The 15,704-nt window shown below is 69.4% G+C and carries 17 protein-coding genes and 1 pseudogene; 10 read left to right on the top strand and 8 right to left on the bottom strand.

All coding sequences use genetic code 11. The annotated features are described in order from the left end of the window. From WS62_RS38130 to WS62_RS14045, 4 genes are all read left to right on the top strand, one after another. Nucleotides 1-359: hypothetical protein (locus WS62_RS38130; protein WP_231748289.1), on the top strand; the 359-nt coding region annotated here is incomplete at its 5' end. Continuing rightward, a complete protein-coding gene (locus WS62_RS14035) occupies nucleotides 356-1,243 on the top strand; it encodes a tetratricopeptide repeat protein (RefSeq protein ID WP_066571588.1) in 888 nt (295 codons plus the stop codon). The genes WS62_RS38130 and WS62_RS14035, both read left to right, overlap by 4 nt. A 338-nt stretch (nucleotides 1,244-1,581) precedes the next feature. Then, nucleotides 1,582-2,079, top strand: coding sequence for a type III secretion system chaperone (locus tag WS62_RS14040; protein WP_066571592.1), 498 nt, complete (start codon nucleotides 1,582-1,584; stop codon nucleotides 2,077-2,079). Between the two features lie 334 nt (nucleotides 2,080-2,413). Next, nucleotides 2,414-3,151: a toxin gene (locus WS62_RS14045; RefSeq protein ID WP_231748290.1), complete on the top strand. Its 738-nt coding sequence runs from the start codon at nucleotides 2,414-2,416 to the stop codon at nucleotides 3,149-3,151. A 688-nt stretch (nucleotides 3,152-3,839) separates the two neighbouring features. Here the strand turns inward: WS62_RS14045 and WS62_RS33650 are convergent. Next, nucleotides 3,840-4,142: a hypothetical protein gene (locus WS62_RS33650; RefSeq protein WP_082720960.1), complete on the bottom strand. Its 303-nt coding sequence runs from the start codon at nucleotides 4,140-4,142 to the stop codon at nucleotides 3,840-3,842. Between the two features lie 252 nt (nucleotides 4,143-4,394). On the opposite strand from WS62_RS33650, the gene WS62_RS14050 reads away from it, so the two are divergent. The 3 genes from WS62_RS14050 to WS62_RS14060 all read left to right on the top strand — a co-directional run bounded on the left by WS62_RS14050 (nucleotide 4,395) and on the right by WS62_RS14060 (nucleotide 6,611). Beyond that, nucleotides 4,395-5,357 (top strand): biotin--[acetyl-CoA-carboxylase] ligase, encoded by a 963-nt coding sequence (locus tag WS62_RS14050; protein WP_066571593.1) that lies wholly within the window; start codon nucleotides 4,395-4,397, stop codon nucleotides 5,355-5,357. Beyond that, nucleotides 5,354-6,133 (top strand): type III pantothenate kinase, encoded by a 780-nt coding sequence (locus WS62_RS14055; RefSeq protein WP_066571595.1) that lies wholly within the window; start codon nucleotides 5,354-5,356, stop codon nucleotides 6,131-6,133. Before WS62_RS14050 ends, WS62_RS14055 begins: the two co-directional genes overlap by 4 nt. Nucleotides 6,134-6,242: 109 nt before the next feature. Continuing rightward, the gene (locus WS62_RS14060) at nucleotides 6,243-6,611 is read left to right on the top strand and encodes a hypothetical protein (RefSeq protein WP_066571597.1); all 369 of its coding nucleotides are present in this window, start codon (nucleotides 6,243-6,245) and stop codon (nucleotides 6,609-6,611) included. Between the two features lie 46 nt (nucleotides 6,612-6,657). Here WS62_RS14060 and rfaE2 read toward each other — a convergent pair whose 3' ends face one another. The 6 genes and pseudogenes from rfaE2 to WS62_RS14085 form a co-directional block, all read right to left on the bottom strand. Beyond that, on the bottom strand, nucleotides 6,658-7,143 hold the full coding sequence (rfaE2, locus tag WS62_RS14065) for a D-glycero-beta-D-manno-heptose 1-phosphate adenylyltransferase (RefSeq protein WP_066571598.1): 486 nt from the start codon (nucleotides 7,141-7,143) through the stop codon (nucleotides 6,658-6,660). 150 nt (nucleotides 7,144-7,293) lie between these two features. After that, the gene (locus tag WS62_RS14070) at nucleotides 7,294-8,160 is read right to left on the bottom strand and encodes a ferritin (protein WP_066496153.1); all 867 of its coding nucleotides are present in this window, start codon (nucleotides 8,158-8,160) and stop codon (nucleotides 7,294-7,296) included. 111 nt (nucleotides 8,161-8,271) lie between these two features. Then, nucleotides 8,272-8,626 (bottom strand): annotated as a pseudogene (locus WS62_RS38135) (hypothetical protein); the annotation flags it as partial. Between the two features lie 47 nt (nucleotides 8,627-8,673). Then, nucleotides 8,674-9,972 carry a patatin-like phospholipase family protein gene (locus WS62_RS14075; protein WP_066571600.1) on the bottom strand — a complete coding sequence of 433 codons (1,299 nt, stop codon included), beginning with the start codon at nucleotides 9,970-9,972 and terminating at the stop codon, nucleotides 8,674-8,676. Nucleotides 9,973-10,008: 36 nt separating this feature from the next. Beyond that, nucleotides 10,009-10,815, bottom strand: coding sequence for a PhaM family polyhydroxyalkanoate granule multifunctional regulatory protein (locus WS62_RS14080; RefSeq protein ID WP_066571602.1), 807 nt, complete (start codon nucleotides 10,813-10,815; stop codon nucleotides 10,009-10,011). A gap of 85 nt (nucleotides 10,816-10,900) precedes the next feature. After that, nucleotides 10,901-11,728, bottom strand: a complete 828-nt coding sequence (locus WS62_RS14085; RefSeq protein ID WP_066571604.1) for an enoyl-CoA hydratase/isomerase family protein — start codon at nucleotides 11,726-11,728, stop codon at nucleotides 10,901-10,903. A gap of 200 nt (nucleotides 11,729-11,928) precedes the next feature. On the opposite strand from WS62_RS14085, the gene WS62_RS36395 reads away from it, so the two are divergent. After that, nucleotides 11,929-12,318: a hypothetical protein gene (locus tag WS62_RS36395; RefSeq protein ID WP_156440981.1), complete on the top strand. Its 390-nt coding sequence runs from the start codon at nucleotides 11,929-11,931 to the stop codon at nucleotides 12,316-12,318. On the opposite strand, the gene WS62_RS14090 is transcribed toward WS62_RS36395, so the two are convergent. After that, nucleotides 12,225-13,211 (bottom strand): fumarylacetoacetate hydrolase family protein, encoded by a 987-nt coding sequence (locus WS62_RS14090; protein ID WP_066571606.1) that lies wholly within the window; start codon nucleotides 13,209-13,211, stop codon nucleotides 12,225-12,227. The genes WS62_RS36395 and WS62_RS14090 overlap by 94 nt on opposite strands. 117 nt (nucleotides 13,212-13,328) lie before the next feature. Between WS62_RS14090 and WS62_RS14095 the strand changes: the two genes are divergently transcribed. Beyond that, nucleotides 13,329-14,183 carry an IclR family transcriptional regulator gene (locus WS62_RS14095; RefSeq protein WP_066571608.1) on the top strand — a complete coding sequence of 285 codons (855 nt, stop codon included), beginning with the start codon at nucleotides 13,329-13,331 and terminating at the stop codon, nucleotides 14,181-14,183. Nucleotides 14,184-14,269: 86 nt separating this feature from the next. Beyond that, nucleotides 14,270-15,580 (top strand): DUF3108 domain-containing protein, encoded by a 1,311-nt coding sequence (locus tag WS62_RS14100; RefSeq protein WP_066571721.1) that lies wholly within the window; start codon nucleotides 14,270-14,272, stop codon nucleotides 15,578-15,580. Nucleotides 15,581-15,704 lie beyond the last annotated feature (124 nt).

The following is a 15,704-nucleotide window of genomic DNA, read 5'->3' on the forward strand; positions in this document are numbered from 1 at the left end:
CGATCTCGGTGCCGTGCGGCTCGGCCATGCGCCGGCTCGCGCGCCTCGCCCGTTTCGCTGCACCCGTTTCGCTGCACCCGTTTTGCTGCACCCGTTTTGCTGCGCCCGTTTCGCCGCACCCGTTTCGCCGCATCCGTTTCGCCGCATCCGTTTCGCCGCACCCGTTTCGCTGCATGCGTTTTGCTGCGCCCGTTTCGCCGCACCCGTTTCGCCGCACCCGTTTCGCTGCATGCGTTTTGCTGCGCCCGTTTTGCCGCACCCGTTTCGCCGCACCCGTTTCGCCGCGTTCGCGCAGCCTGCCTCGACGCGCCACGCGAACGCTCCGCTCGTCCAACCGTAAAACCGAATCACCTCGATGATGAACGCGACAAAGAACCTGCGCTCGACTCGCCCCGCCACGCGGCCCAACGACATACAGCGCCAGCCGCCGTTGCAGCGCCTGCTGCGCGCGACGCTGTCGCCCGTCGGCATGCTCGCCGTCGCGGCGGCGCTCGCGGCGGGCGTCGCCGTGACGGACCGGATCGAACACCCGGCGTCCGGCGCGCAGCCGGTCAGCCGCGCGCAGCTAGACGAATGGCGCGCGATGGTCGAACAAGCGACCGAGCCGAATGCGCTCGGCCGACTTCGCGCGCTCGCGCAGCACGGCTCGCCCGACGCGCAGTCGGCGCTCGGCCTCGCGCTCGTCGGCTCGCGCGATCCCGCACTGCGCGACGAAGGGATGCGCTGGCTCGAAACGGCCGCACAAGCAACGCCGGTCAACGGCGCGCCGTCGAGCGCCGGCGTGCGCGACGCGCGCCTCGCGCTCGGCAAGGCACGGCTGCTCGGCACGGGCGGCGCCGCGCGCGACTATCCGCGCGCGCTCGCGATGCTGCGCCCGCTCGCCGCCGCCGGCGATCCGAACGCCGCGTACTACGTCGGCCTCATCTACCGCAGCGGCTACGGCACGCCCGTCGATCCCGCCGAGGCGGCCCGCTGGTTCGAGCTCGCCGCGCGGCACGACATCCCGGCCGCGCAATTCATGCTCGCGAATGCGTACCGCGACGGCAGCGGCGTGCGCCGCGACGAAGCGCGCGCGCTCGCGCTGTATCGGCAGGCCGCCGAACGCGAGCTGCCGGAAGCGGTGCAGACGCTCGCCATCGCGTACCGCAACGGCGAACTCGGGCTGCCGCGCGATCCCGACGCGTTCCACGCGCAATGGATCGAGGCTGCGCACGCGCTCAAGCATCCGGCGCTCGCGCCCTGAGCAAACAGCGGCGGTGAGCGGCGCGGGGGTGAGCGGCGCGACGGCGACGGCGCGTCGAAGCTTGCCGTCGCGCAAATGCGCGCACCGCCGCGAAAACGCGCACACAGGCTTCGCGTCGCCTCCCGACACCCCGCGACGACGCCGTGCCGAAACACATGCCATCGCGCACCGCCACACGAATGCCGGACAGAAAAACGAAGCAATCGGCAATTTCAACAAGAGGCGTGCGCAACGCGCGTGTACCAATACGTGTTGCGGCCGGACCGCGCGGTTCGGCCGTGCTTGCCGTCCGGCAAGCAACCCCGTTTCACGCGACGCCCTCATTCGACACGACACCCATGACCGTCTGTTTTTCCGACTTCTTGCCGAGCATCCGCTCGGCTCCGGCGCCCTCCCCGCACGACGGCGCGACCGACGCGCTGCTCGCGGAGCTCGCACAACGGCTGGGACTGCGCAGCCTGCATTTCGACGCGCACGGCCATTGCCGCCTGCTGATCGACGAATCGCTGCCGATCCTGCTGCGCCGCAGCGGCGCACAGCTCGTCGTCATGGGGCGCATCGACTGGCCGCTGCCCGCATCGGCGAGCGAAGACACGCTGCGTCTGTTGCTGCATGCGGCGCTCAATCCGCTCGTCGGCGCGCAGCCGGGCATCGGCTGGCATGAGGAACTGGGGCTCGTCGCGTACCGGGCCGAGCCGGCATTGGAGCTGACGGCCGAAGCGCTCGCGCACCGGTTGTCCGATTTCATCGTCTGGGTAAAGGCGTTTCCCGCGGCGCTGCGCGAAGCCGCGCACGTGGCGCGATACGAAAAGAGGGTAATGCATGATCGAGCTTGAGCATCTTGCCGCAACGGCAGGCGCATCGCCGAATGCGCAGCAGGACGTCCGACACGAAGGGACATTGAAGGTCCGCGGGTACGAACACCGTGTCGACGCGGCCCCGCAGCGGCTGCCGCACACGCATCCGCAACGTGCGGGCGTCAGCCGCTTCTTCGAAGGCGCGAGCCGGGTCTTCGGGAGCGACGGCGCGACGCCTGCCGTCCGCCACGCACCGCCCCCGCCGCCCGCGCCCGGCGCGCGGATATTGCCTCCGCCGCCTGGCGCATTGTCGCCTCCACCACCCGGCGCACGGCCGCTACCGCCGCTGCCGCCTGCCGCCCGCCCGGCTCCCGTGACGGCAGCGGCGCCGCGCACGTCGACGCAGCCGTTTCAGCCGACCGAGCTCAAGCCGTTCGTGAACGAGAACACGCAGTTGTCGCCGCGCTGGTCGGTGAAGGACTATGTCGACGTCGACAAGCTGAGCGCGGGCATCGCGGCAGTGCTCGGCATTGCGCCGCCGCGCATGGACATCGCCGAGACGACGATGAAAGGGCTGTCGAACGTGATGAGCATTCCGTATTACGCCGACGAACCGACGCTCAATCCGATCGCGTGGACGTCGCCCGAAGGCCGGATCTACATGGCGACCGATGCGCCCGAATATTCGGCGGGCGGCGTGCTCGACGCGGCGAAAATCCGGTCGACGATCGTGCACGAGAGCGTGCATGCGGCTTCGCACGATCACACGGGCTTTCAGCAGACGACGAAGGAAGCCGGCATCAATTCGAACTGGAACTACGACGAGTTCGCCACCGACTATTTCGCGCACAAGGTTTATCAGCAGCTCTATCCGGACGCCGACTACAAGACGAACTACTTCACGACGGATCTCGGCGGACAGCCGAAAGTCTGGGGCGGCAACCTGATCGCGTTCATGGCCCAGTCGGGGCACATGCGCGAGGCCGACATCACGTCGGCCTACGCGAACGGCGACGGCTCGCTCGCGCTGCTCGAAGGCGAGAAGCTCGATGCGTGGAAGCAGTACGCGAAGACGGGGCGCGCGATGGTGCTGCAGAAGCACGTTCAATAAGTCGGGCGCTTCGCGCGGCGGTGCCGGGCCGTCCATCGGCGGATGGGCGGCCCGGCATCTTCGGCCGGCGATTCTCTGGATTCGGCGTCGCCGCGCATGGCGATCGCTGACTTCGTCGGCAATACCGGGTCGACGCATTTTGTTGGGCTGCTTTTGGGGCTTTTGGGGCTTTTGGGGCTTTTGGGGCTTTTGGGGCTTTTGGGGCTTTTGCGGCGTTTGCGGCGTTTGCGGCGTTTGCGGCGTTTGCGGCGTTTGCGGCATTTGCGGCAAATCGCTCCGACATGCGCCCGCCAGGCGCACGATTCGAATCGCCGAACTCACCCCCAAGCGCAATCGCCGAGCTGCGACGCCTTGTACGCGATGCAACAGGAACAGGGTCCAAGCCTCCTGCGCTGGATCGGCGTCGCGCGAACGCATGTCGACAGGAACCGGTCCCGGCACGCTCGCGCATCGCACCGTCCCGGTTTCTCCGCCCCGCGCCACGGCGAACACATCCCGCATCGGCGTGCGGACACGTCACGCACGTACCGCACGAGCACCTCGCTCGCTCGCGTGAAGCGGCCACCGCGCCGACGCCGCGTGATGAACCGCCGGGCGACCATTACAATCGATCGGTGCGCATTCCCACCGACGAATGCTCGCGCATCCCAGCACGACACCCAACGCCCGATGCATGCCCAATCGGCGATCACGCCCGCGATGCCCCATCGATGACCACTTCGAAGCGATCGAGTGCGCCGGCCACTACAATTTGAGTCTTTCGCGCTCTGTGGCGACGGTTCGCCCACGCGACGTGCGCAATCGTCTGTCGTCTGTCGTCTGTCGTCTGTCGTCTGTCGTCGGTCGTCGGTCGTCGGTCGTCGGTCGTCGGTCGTCGGTCGTCGGTCGCCGGTCGCCGGTCGCCGGTCGCCGGTCGTCGGTCGCCGGTCGCCGGTCGCCGGTCGCCGGTCGTCGGTCGCCGGTCGTCCATCATCCGTCGGTCGTCATCCATCGGTCGTCATCCGTCGGTCGCCGACCCCACAGTCCCGCGATTTGTCGCCCCGGCGCGATCCGCCGCACGCGCCGAGCATTCGAGCACAACGCGCCGCCGGCCCGGCAATCGCACGTCGCCGGACGACGCGGCTATGATGGGCGAATCGCCGACGAACGCATGAAGGAACGCGATCCGCAATCCCCCGTCAAGCGACGGGACAATCGAACTTTACGCTGGCAACCGCCGACCAGTTCCGCAACAATACGCGCCATGAATGTCGCCACCCTCCCTTCAACGCCCGCGAACGACGGGCCGCGCATCGATCGCGCACGCGTCGATGCGCGCCTTGTTCCCGCAGCCCGCGAATGGTCGATCGAGATCGTCGACACGACGGGTTCGACCAACGCGGACCTCGCCGCGCACCTGAAGACGCTGCCTCGCAACCGCGACGCGCTCGCCGCGCCGATCGCGCGCGCCGCGTACGAGCAGACGGCCGGACGCGGCCGGCAAGGCCGCCCGTGGTTCGCCAGGCCGGGCGACGCGCTGCTTTGCTCGGTCGCGTGCGTGTTGCCGCGCCCGGTCGGCGAGCTCGCGGGCCTAAGCCTCGCCGTCGGCGTCGCGCTCGCCGAAGCGCTTGCCGAGACGGAAGAAGCGCCGCTTGCGGGCCAACGCGCGGACGCGGCTGCCGACGCCCATCGCATCGCGCTCAAATGGCCGAACGATCTGCTCGTCGCGACGACGCGCGACGGCGAAACCGCGATCGCCGGCAAGCTCGCCGGCATCCTGATCGAAACCGTCTGGAACACGAACGATGCGACCGCGGTCGTGATCGGCTTCGGCGTCAACGTGCGCACGGCCGACGCCGCCGCGGCCGAAGTCGACGCGCTGCGCGAGCGCGACGCGACGCTCGCGAGCGGCCTGCCGCCCGTCGCGCTATCCGCCGTTCGGCCCGGCGCGAATCTCACCGACGCGTTCGCCGCCGCGCTGAACGCGCTCGCCGTCGCGCTGCCCGCGTTCGCAGCGGAGGGCCTCGCCCCGTTCGCCGCGCGCTGGAACGCGCGGCACGCGTACGCGGGCCGCGACGTCGTGCTGCTCGAACGCGGCGCGGAGATCGTGCGCGGCATCGCCGCCGGAATCGACGCGACCGGCCAGTTGCTGCTCGACACGCCCGCCGGCCGGCAAGCGATCGCGGCGGGCGACGTGTCGCTGCGCGCGCCGGGAGCCGTCCGATGAGCGGCTTGTGCTTGCTGATCGACGCGGGCAACAGCCGCATCAAATGGGCGCTCGCGGACACCGAACGCCATTTCGTCTCGATCGGCGCGTTCGAGCACGCGGACGACGCGCCGGACTGGTCGACGCTGCCCGCGCCGCGCGGCGCATGGATCTCGAACGTCGCGGGCGACGCGGCAGCCGCACGCATCGACGCGCTGATCGACGCGCACTGGCCCGCGCTGCCGCGCACCGTCGTGCGCGCGAGCGCCGCGCAGTGCGGCGTGACGAACGGCTACACGGAGCCGGCGCGCCTCGGCAGCGACCGCTGGGCAGGCATCATCGGCGCGCATGCGGCGTTTCCGGATGAGCATCTGCTGATCGCGACGTTCGGCACCGCGACGACGCTCGAAGCGCTGCGCGCCGACGGCCATTTCGCGGGCGGGCTGATCGCGCCCGGCTGGGCGCTGATGATGCGCTCGCTCGGCATGCACACCGCGCAGTTGCCGACGGTGTCGATCGACGCGGCGACGAGCCTGCTCGACGAGCTCGCCGCGAACGACGCGCACGCGCCGTTCGCGATCGACACGCCGCACGCGCTGTCCGCCGGCTGCCTGCAGGCGCAGGCGGGGCTCATCGAGCGCGCATGGCGCGATCTGGAGAAGACATGGAAGGCGCCCGTGCGGCTCGTGCTGTCGGGCGGCGCGGCGGACGCGATCGTGCGCGCGCTGACCATCCCGCACACGCGGCACGATACGCTCGTGCTGACGGGCCTCGCGCTGATCGCGCATTCGGCGTGACGCGCGCCGCGCGAGCGCGCGGCCCGCACGGCTTCGGCGCACGAAGCGGCGCATCGCCGCCATGCGCGGCGGATTGACGGTAACGGAACGATTCTCGGGAGTATCGACGATGCTGCGCTGGCTGATCTCTATTCTCTTTCTCGCCAACATGCTCGCGTTCGTCGTGGTACGCGGCCTGTTCGGCCCGATGCCTGCCGCGGGCTCGCGCGAGCCGGGTCACGCGCTGCTGCAGGTGCGGCCGGATGCGCTGCGCGTGACGCCCGTGTCCGAGGCGATGGATCAGCCGACCGTCGGCGGGCCGATCATGTCGCCGCCGCTCGATACCGCACCGCTGAACGCGCCCGGCTCGGTGCCCGGCTCGGCCGCCGGCGCCACGCCGGGTTCGCCGGCACCCGCATCGGCGTCCTCGGCGACGCCCGCCGCGGCCGCGACGCCCGCGTCGGCGCAAACCCCTTCGAACGCCTCCGCCGCGCAATGACGCAGCGGCGCGCCGCAGCCGCGACGGCAGCCGCGCATGCCTTCGCTCAGTTCGACGGCGACCGCACTTTCTTCAGCAGCGCCGTCGTCGAGCGATCGTGCTCGAACGGAATCGCGAGCGCCCGCCCACCCCAGCCGCGCACGAGCGCCGATTCGGGCAGCGCGTCCATGTCGTAATCGCCGCCCTTCACGAGGATGTCGGGACGCACCGCGTCGATCAGCGAAACCGGCGTCTTTTCGTCGAAGCCGACGACCCAATCGACGCATTCGAGCGCGGCGAGAAGCGCCATCCGGTCCTCCTGGACGTTGATCGGCCGATCGTCGCCCTTGCCGAGCATGCGCACCGACGCATCGCTGTTCACGCCGACGACGAGACATGCGCCGAGCGCCTTCGCATCGGCGAGATAGGTGACGTGGCCGCGATGCAGGATGTCGAACACGCCGTTCGTAAACACGACGGGCGCGGGCAGCGACGCGCGCAATGCGACGAGCGCGTCGCGGGTGATCAGCTTGCGTTCAAACGAAGCGGGCATGGTGCGAAAACTCGTTGGGCGGGATGATCGGAAAACAATGTCGAGCATCGCGCTCGACGCGCGCCGGCTGCGACGCGAAGCAGCAAAAGAAAAGCCCGCCGGGCCTGCGAGCGGGCTTTTCGCGCGATGCGGCGCCGCGTGCTGCGCGCGTTACGCGGGCTGCGTGGCGGCCGAGCCGCTTCCCGCCTGCAGGCGCACCGTCACTTCCTTCCGATAGCGGTTCAGTTCCTGCGCGGTCGCGAACGTGCGCTCGAACAGCACCGACAGGTTGTGCAGGATCCGGTCGACAACCTTCTTTTCCCACTCGCCGTCGAACAGGATCTGCTCGTCGAGCCAGCGTTCGAGCCATTCCGGATCGGGCAGGCGCGATTGCACGGTGTCGCGCGGAAACAGCGCCTGGTTCACATGCAGGTTCGTCGGGTGCAGCGGCTTCTCGGTGCGGCGCGCCGACGCCATCAGCACGCCGATCTTCGAGAACGCCGCGCGCGCGACGTCGCCGAAATTGTTGAGCGCCTTCTTCATGTAACGCAGGTACGCGCCGCCATGACGCGCCTCGTCGCGCGAGATCGTTTCGTAGATGTGCTTGATGACGGGCTCGGTATGCCACTCGGCCGCACGGCGATACCAGTGGTTCAGGCGAATCTCGCCGCAGAAGTGCAGCATCAGCGTCTCGAGCGGCGGCGCAGGATCGAACTCGAAGCGCACCGCATGCAGTTCCTCTTCGGTCGGCATCAGCTCCGGCCGGAAGCGGCGCAGGTATTCCATCAGCACGAGCGAGTGCTTCTGCTCCTCGAAGAACCAGACGCTCATGAACGCGGAGAAGTCGCTGTCGTGATGATTGTCGCGCAGGAACATCTCCGTCGCGGGCAGCGCCGACCACTCGGTGATCGCGTTCATCTTGATCGTCCTCGCCTGCTCGTCGGTCAGGAGCGACGCGTCGAACTTGTCCCACGGAATGTCCTTCTCCATGTCCCAGCGGACGGCTTCGAGCGACTTGTAAAGTTCCGGATAAAGCATGGTGTTCATGGTCCCACCCCTGTTCTGCGCAATGCGACAACTTAAACGAGACTGTTGCGGCAAACCGGCCCAGTACGGGCGTTTTCGCAACCAAGTCGATAATTTTACGCGCTAATCCGGGCCCGGACGCAGGTTTCGCGCCGGACGCCGGGCGGCCGCGCTACCACCGTGGGGCAGGCCGCACTCAGCGCTCCCGACGAGATCGAAAGCCGCGTCGCGCATGCCTGAAAGGCGCCGGCGCACCGCCGGCTTCGTTGCCGGGCCCCGCGCGCGCCTTGCAGAACGGCTGCGCTCGAGCGGCCCGAAATGATGTATTCGGCGGCGGCCATGATAGCACGCGACTATGACCGTTCCGAGACGGCGGCGTGCGCCGGGACCGCGCCCATGCGGCAAAGCGTCGCAGCGAAAGCATTCTGTCAGCGTGGCGAAAACGCAACCCAAGCTGCGGATGCGGCGGCCGAATGCGTGTCGCCGTCCGAACCGGTCGGAACGGACTGCATCGTCACGCGGCCGTCAGTGCCGCGCCGCCCGGCCGGACGCGTCCGACAAGCTCGACACGCTCCACATGCCGCTGTCCGACGTGTCGTCGCCCGCGCCCGCGATGCTCGCGCTCGCTTCGAGGCCGGCGCCCGGGCCGTGCTCGGCCTGCGCGCCGCTGCGCTCGGCGGACGCGATCCACTGCGCGAGCCGCTCGCGCTGCCCGTGCGCGTCGCGGTAGCCGAGCTCGACGAGTTCGCGCGTGAATTCGGCCTCGAACAGCAGATAGCTCGCGAAAGACGCACCCGCCGGCTTGTTGCCGCCCACCGCGCCGAGCAGCCCGCGCACCGTGAGCGGCAACCGCTTCAGATGCTTCGACGCGATGAGCTCGATCCGCTCGGACGGCGCGATCGCGAGCACGTCGACATGCCGCCAGCCGCTCGTCGGCTCGACGTAGGCGGGCAGGTGCTCGATCATCCGGTTCACGTGGTCGATCCGCTCGATGTCGGCGCCGATCGAATCGAGGAACACGCTCGCGAGCACCTGCTGGCCAATCTGCGCGAGCGACGGATAGCCGCGCCCGTTGCCGTTCGCGGCGGGCACCTCGGGCCGCGGGTCCGCGGCGCCGACGACGACGATCCGATCGCTGCCGAAATGGATCGCCGGCGACAGCGGCGCGATCTGCCGGATCGAGCCGTCGCCGAAATATTCGATCTGGCCGTCGAGCACGAGCGGCACCGCGGGAAACACGAACGGGATCGCCGACGACGCGAGCAGATGCCCGGCCGACAGGTCGACCATCCGCGCGGTGCGCTCCGCGCGCCGCCACGCCTGGATCGGTTCGCTTGCCTGATAGAACGTCAGATGCCGGCCGCTCGAATAGCTGAGCGCAGTCACCGACAGCGCATGCAGCTTGCGCGCCTCGAGCATCAGCTCGATCCGGTGGAAGTCGAGTTCGCGCCGCAGCAGGTACGCGAGCGGCGCGTTGTCGAGCAGCCCGCGCGGCGAACGGCGCGCCGCCCAGCCGATGCTCATCGCCGCGAGCCAGCGCGCGCCCGCGGCGGCGATGCCGAGCCAGTCGGTCCGATAAACGTGGTCGGCGCGCAGTTGCTCCCAGAAATCGAGGAGACGCCGCACGCCGTATTCGAAGTCGTCGGCGTGACTCGCGAGCGACGTCGCGTTGATCGCGCCCGCCGACGAACCGCAGATCACAGTGAACGGCGACGTGCGCCGCTTCGGATCGACGTCGTGCGCGATCTCGGCAAGCCGCTTCAGCACGCCGACCTGATACGCGGCGCGCGCGCCGCCCCCCATCATCACGAGCGCGAGCCGCATGTCTGCCTCAGCGTGTCCTCATCGGCGGCGCGCGCGTCACGTGCCGCGCTTCGCCGTCCTCTTCGCGGCGGCGGACTTCGCGCCGTCGGCCGCGCTTGACGGGCTCGACGCGCTCGATGCACGCTCGGCCGCCGAACCGCTCGCGCGCGGCGAAGCCGCACGGCGCGTGGCCGGCTTCTTCGCGGCGGACGGCTTCTTCGCCGCCTCGTCGCCCGGCGCATCCGCGCCGGCGGGCGGCGTCATGCCCGGCTGCGTCATCGCGAAGCGCGCGAGCTGGTCGAACTGCGATTGCAGCAGATTCCACCAGCCCGCCGGATCGAACGCGTCGGCGCCTGGCGCCGCTGGCGGCGGCTCGGCGCCGCTGGCGTCGGCGGCCGCGCTCGCGGACGCACCGGCGCGCGCGCGCGCATCGTCTTCGCGCGACGACGCGAGCGCGGCGGAAGAGGATTCACCGTGCGCCGAGTCGTCGGGCGACAGCGCGGCTTCAGCCGCGGCCATCGACGTCTGCGCGAACGCGCCGAACGCGCGCAGCGTCGCGAGCGTCGCGCGCTGCACCTCGAGCGCCTGGATCGCGGACTGCAGCATGCCGAGGTTGAGCTTCAGCCACTGCTCGACCGCGCGCAGATCGGTGATCCGCTTGTCGAGCTCCTCGACGCTCGCGAGCGGCGCCATCAAATCCGACATCGCCGACAGCGACGGCGGCAGTCCTTGCGACGTGCCGGGAAACCCGCCCATTCCGCCAAACGGCGTGAGACGCATCATGTCCCACATCTTGTCGAGGAAGCCGGCGGGCTGAAAGCCGCCGAAGCCGGAAAACGGATTGGAGCCGTTGGTGTCGGTCATCGTCGATTCCTTCGAAACGAATGAAGCGGGTCACGGGGAAACGCCGCGCGGCGGCGTCCATGGTCGATCATAGCGCGCGCCGCGCTCACGGCGGCGCGTCGCCCGTGAAATCCGGCGTGCGGCGCTCGCGCAGCGAGCGAATCCCTTCGCGCACGTCCGGCCCGGAAAACCCCATGAATTCGAGTGCGAGCGACGCGTCGAACGTCGGCCCCGCGAGCCGCAGCCAGTTGTTGAGCGCGTACTTGGTCCAGCGGATCGCGCTTTGCGAGCCGCGCGCGAGCCGCTCGGCGAGCTCGTACGCCTTCGGCAGCAGATCGTGATCGTCGACCGCGAGCGACACGAGCCCGATGCGCTCGGCTTCGTCGCCGCTCACGGGCTCGCAGAGCAGCAGGTGGTATTTCGCCTTCGCCATCCCGCACAGAAGCGGCCAGACGATCGCCGCATGATCGCCCGCGGCGACGCCGAGGCGCGTGTGGCCGTCGATGATCCGCGCGCTCTTCGCGGCGATCGACACATCGGCGAGCAGCCCCGCGACGAGCCCCGCGCCGACGGCGGGCCCGTGCATCGCCGACACGATCGGCTTGCCGCAGTTGATCACGTTGTAGACGAGATCGCGCGCCTCGCGCCAGACGCGCTCGCGCACCGCGTGGTCATCGGCCATCCGCTCGACGAGCGCGAGATCGCCGCCCGCCGAGAAGCCCTTGCCTTCGCCGCGAATCACCGCGACGCGCGCGTGCGGATCGCGATCGACGTCGCGCCAGATGTCGGCGAGCTCGCGATGCATTGCTTCGCTCGCGACCGCGAGACCGCTGCGGTTCGCGCCTTCGCCGCTCATCACGATTTCGAGGACGCCGTGCGGCTGGCGTCGGATGCGCAGCGCTTCGTAGCCGGCATAGAGGGCGAGATCGGACATGCTGGACCTTCCTTCGATTGGGGGTGAGCGGTCGGGAGGCTTTCTGTCTCTCGGTTCAGTGTAGCGAAGCCCGTTCGGACGGGCATCGGGCGAAACCCGGCGCGGAATCGGAAATCGGCGGCGGGGCGCCTCGGAGCGAGTTTCTCATGTGTCGGCGGATAGTATCGTCGTGGCGACGCCCCCACCACGGCAAATACGCGTTGTTCTCGCCGCGCGCGCGGGAACCCGTCTTTGTCCGGCTCGATCGGCGTGAGCTTCGCAGGCGGCGCGACGACGACCGCCATCGGATGATCGGCATTCGCCGCGCCCGCCGCCAGTACGCTGCCGCCCAGGCTTCCGGCGCTGCGCGCGGGATCCGCGCCGCCATGGAATTCTGCGGCCCGGCAACATCGCAGCGGCTGCAGCCCGACAACCTGCTGTCGGCGGTCACGGTCGCGCGAACGCTCGGCAATGTCCGGCATGTCGGGCCGAAATCGACAAGGAAACGAGCCTCCCCCTATCGATCCAACGGCGCCACCGCCTGCTCGATCGCCCCGAAGATCGACTTGCCCGACTCGTCGAACATCTCGATCTTCACCTTGTCGCCGTAACGCATGAACTCGGTCTGCGGCGCGCCGTGCTCGATCGTCTCGAGGCAGCGTTTCTCGGCGATGCAGCAGTAGCCGCGCTTCGCGTCCTGGTTCGACACCGTGCCCGAGCCGACGATCGAGCCCGCGCGCACGTTGCGCGTCTTCGCCGCGTGCGCGATCAGTTGCCCGAAGTGAAACACCATATCGACGCCCGCGTCCGGCTGGCCGACCTTCTTGCCGTTCCAGTGGACGATCATCGGACGGTGCACGCGGCCGTCGCGCCAGTGCTCGCCGAGCTCGTCCGGCGTCACGGCGACCGGCGCGAACGCGCACGCCGGCTTGCTCTGAAAAAAGCCGAAGCCCTTCGCGAGCTCGGCGGCAATCAGATTGCGCAGCGACACGTCGTTGACGAGCGTGACGAGGCGCACGGCCTTCAGCGCTTCGTCGGGCGCCGCGCCCATCGGCACGTCGGCCGTGATCACCGCGACTTCAGCCTCGAAATCGATGCCCCACTCCTCCGACGCGCAGACGATGTCGTCGCGCGGCCCGAGGAAGTCGTCGCTGCCGCCCTGGTAGATCAGCGGATCGGTCCAGCACTCCGGCGGCATCTCCGCGCCGCGCGCGCGGCGCACGAGCTCGACGTGGGTCACGTAAGCGGAGCCGTCCGCCCATTGGAACGCGCGCGGCAGCGGCGCCATGCAGTCGGCGGGCTCGAACGGGAACGCATTCCGCGCGCGGCCCTGGTTCAGCGCGTCGTACAGGTCGCACAGCTGCGGCGCATAGAACGCCCAGTCGTCGAGCACGCGCTGCAGCGTCGGCGCGATCGCGTCGGCGATCGCCGCCGTGTGCAGATCGCGGGATACGACGATCAGCTGACCATCGCGCGTGCCGTCCTTGAGCGAAGCAAGTTTCATAGAGAATTGAGCCGTTGTAGTGACGATGGAAGGAATCTATTTTACGATGGTGAATCCGCTCGGCGGCGTGCGCCGCAAGCCGTGCGGACGTTCCGTTCTCTTTCTTCCCGCCACGCCGTGAACAAGTCCGCCTCAAACGCTCCCGACGACGATCTCGCCGACGACAACGACACCGCCGAGGAAAAGGTCCGCTCGGGCATCCAGTCGATCGAGGTCGGCTTTCGCCTCCTCGACGTGCTGACGAGCGAGCCGCGCGCAATGATGCTGCGCGACCTCGCACAACGTGCGGAGATGAGCCCGGCGAAGGCGCACCGGTATCTCGTGAGCTTCCAGCGGCTCGGGCTCGTCTCGCAGGATCCGGTGTCGGGCCGCTACGAGCTCGGCGGCTTCGCGCTGCAGATGGGCCTCGCGCGGCTGGCGCGCGTCGACGGCGTGAAGCTCGCGCGGATCGCGCTGACCGCGCTGCGCGATCAGCTCGACCAGACAGTCGGCATCGCCGTATGGGGCAACCAGGGGCCGACGATCGTCCACTGGATGGAGTCGAGCCATCCGGCGAAGGCGTCGCTCAAGCTCGGCGACGTGATGCCGCTCCTCGGCTCGGCGACGGGCCTCGTGTTCGCCGCGTATCTGCCCCGCAGCAAGACGGCCGCGATGATCGAGCGTGAGCTCGCCGACACGCGGCGCGCGACGCACTACACAGGGCCGCGCACGCTCGCCGAAGTCGATGCCGTGCTCGCCGACGTGCGCGCGCATCGCGCGGCGCGCGTCGAAGGGATGCTGCTGCCGACGATCAACGCGTTCGGCATGCCCGTGTTCGACGCGGTCGGCGATCTCGCGCTCGCGATCATCGCGCTCGGCCACGAAGGCGCATTCGAGCTCCGCTGGGACGGAGAGATCGACGTCGCGCTGCGTGCATGCGCACGGAAGCTGTCGTACGAGCTTGGGTATAGTGAAGGGGCGCGCGACGCCTGACCGGCGCCGCCGCATCCCGGCCGCGCGACTCGCGCGCGCCCCGTTTCGTCGCTGTCGTCGCCGTTCGAGATGTTCGCCCGCCCTTGATGCCGCCGTCGTCCACCGTTTCGCCGAATCCGCGCATCGCGCCGCACCGCGTGCGGCGCGCGATACTCGCCTTCGCACTCGTGCTCGTGCTGCACTGGCTCGCCGCGCTGTGGCTCGTGCGCTTTCGCGAGCCGTTCAAGCCGGTCGAGCCCGAGAATGTGCCGGTTCAGGTCGAATTGCTGAAGCCGCAGCAGATCGAGCGCGCGCCGGCGCCGGCCAAGCCCGCCGCCGCTCGGCCGCAGGCCACGCAAAAGCGCGCGGCGCCCGCTCCCGCGCCGCGCGCCCGCGCGCCGCATCGTTCGGAGCCCGTATTGAGCGCCGTCGAGTCTCCCATCGAATCGCCCGCCGCGGCACCCGCAGCCGAGCCCGCGAGCAGCGCGACGGCCGGCGCGGCCGACAGCGCATCGGGCAGCGCGGCAAGCGCCGCGTCGGGCGCCGGCGCAACCACGCAGCCCGGTGCAGGATCGAAGGGCGAAGCGTCGCCCGGCGTGAAGTTCGCGCTGCCGCCGTCCGGCGAGCTGCAATACGACACGTTCTACAACGGCATGCAAAACATGCCGGGCACGATCCACTGGCAGACCGACGGCAGCCGCTATTCGCTGTACGTGTCGATGCCGATGCCGTTCGTCGGCCCGTACACGTACGAGAGCCGCGGCCGCGTCGACGCGTTCGGCATCGCGCCGGAGCGCTACGTCGAGACGCGCGGCAAGCGGCCGCCCGACTTCGCGATCTTCAATCGCGAGACGAAGCAAATCGTGTTCACGAGCACGCCGAATTCGGTCGCGCTGCCGGACGGCGCGCAGGACCGCTTCAGCATGCTGATGCAGCTCGCGGGCCTCGTCGGCGGCGATCCCGATGCATATCGACCCGGCGTCACGCGCGAGTTCTTCGTCGTCGATCGCGACAGCGGCGAAACCTGGCCGATCACGACGATCGGCGACGAGACGATCTCGACGAGCGCGGGCTCGCTCGATGCCAGACATTTCATGCGCCTGCCGCGCCGCGCGGGCGACACGCGCCGCATCGACATCTGGCTCGCGCCGTCGCTCGGCTGGCTGCCCGTGCGGATGGTTCAGACGGAACCGAACGGCGCGCAGATCGAACTGCTCCTGCATCGCCGCGCGAGCACGCGCGGCGCGGCGAGCGAAAGTGCAGACACAAGCGCGGACGCACATGCGGGCTCAAGCGCAAACGCGGGCGGCGCACCGACATCGGCATCGGGCGCGCCGCTCGGCGCAGACAATTCGGTAAATTCGACCGAAGCGACGCCAGCCATTTCGCCGGCTGTTCACAAGCAGCAACAACCTTGACAATCTTTGACACCAAGTTTCGTCCACGGGTGGAGAATCGGAAACGTTTTAAGGTCATCGGCATCCAACCGATACGCCCAGTGTAAAAACGACCGGCGTGCAGCGCCAACCCCTTGAAACCGGT

It is taken from the genome of Burkholderia sp. ABCPW 14, from assembly GCF_001523835.1.
Taxonomy (GTDB): Bacteria; Pseudomonadota; Gammaproteobacteria; order Burkholderiales; family Burkholderiaceae; genus Burkholderia; species Burkholderia mayonis.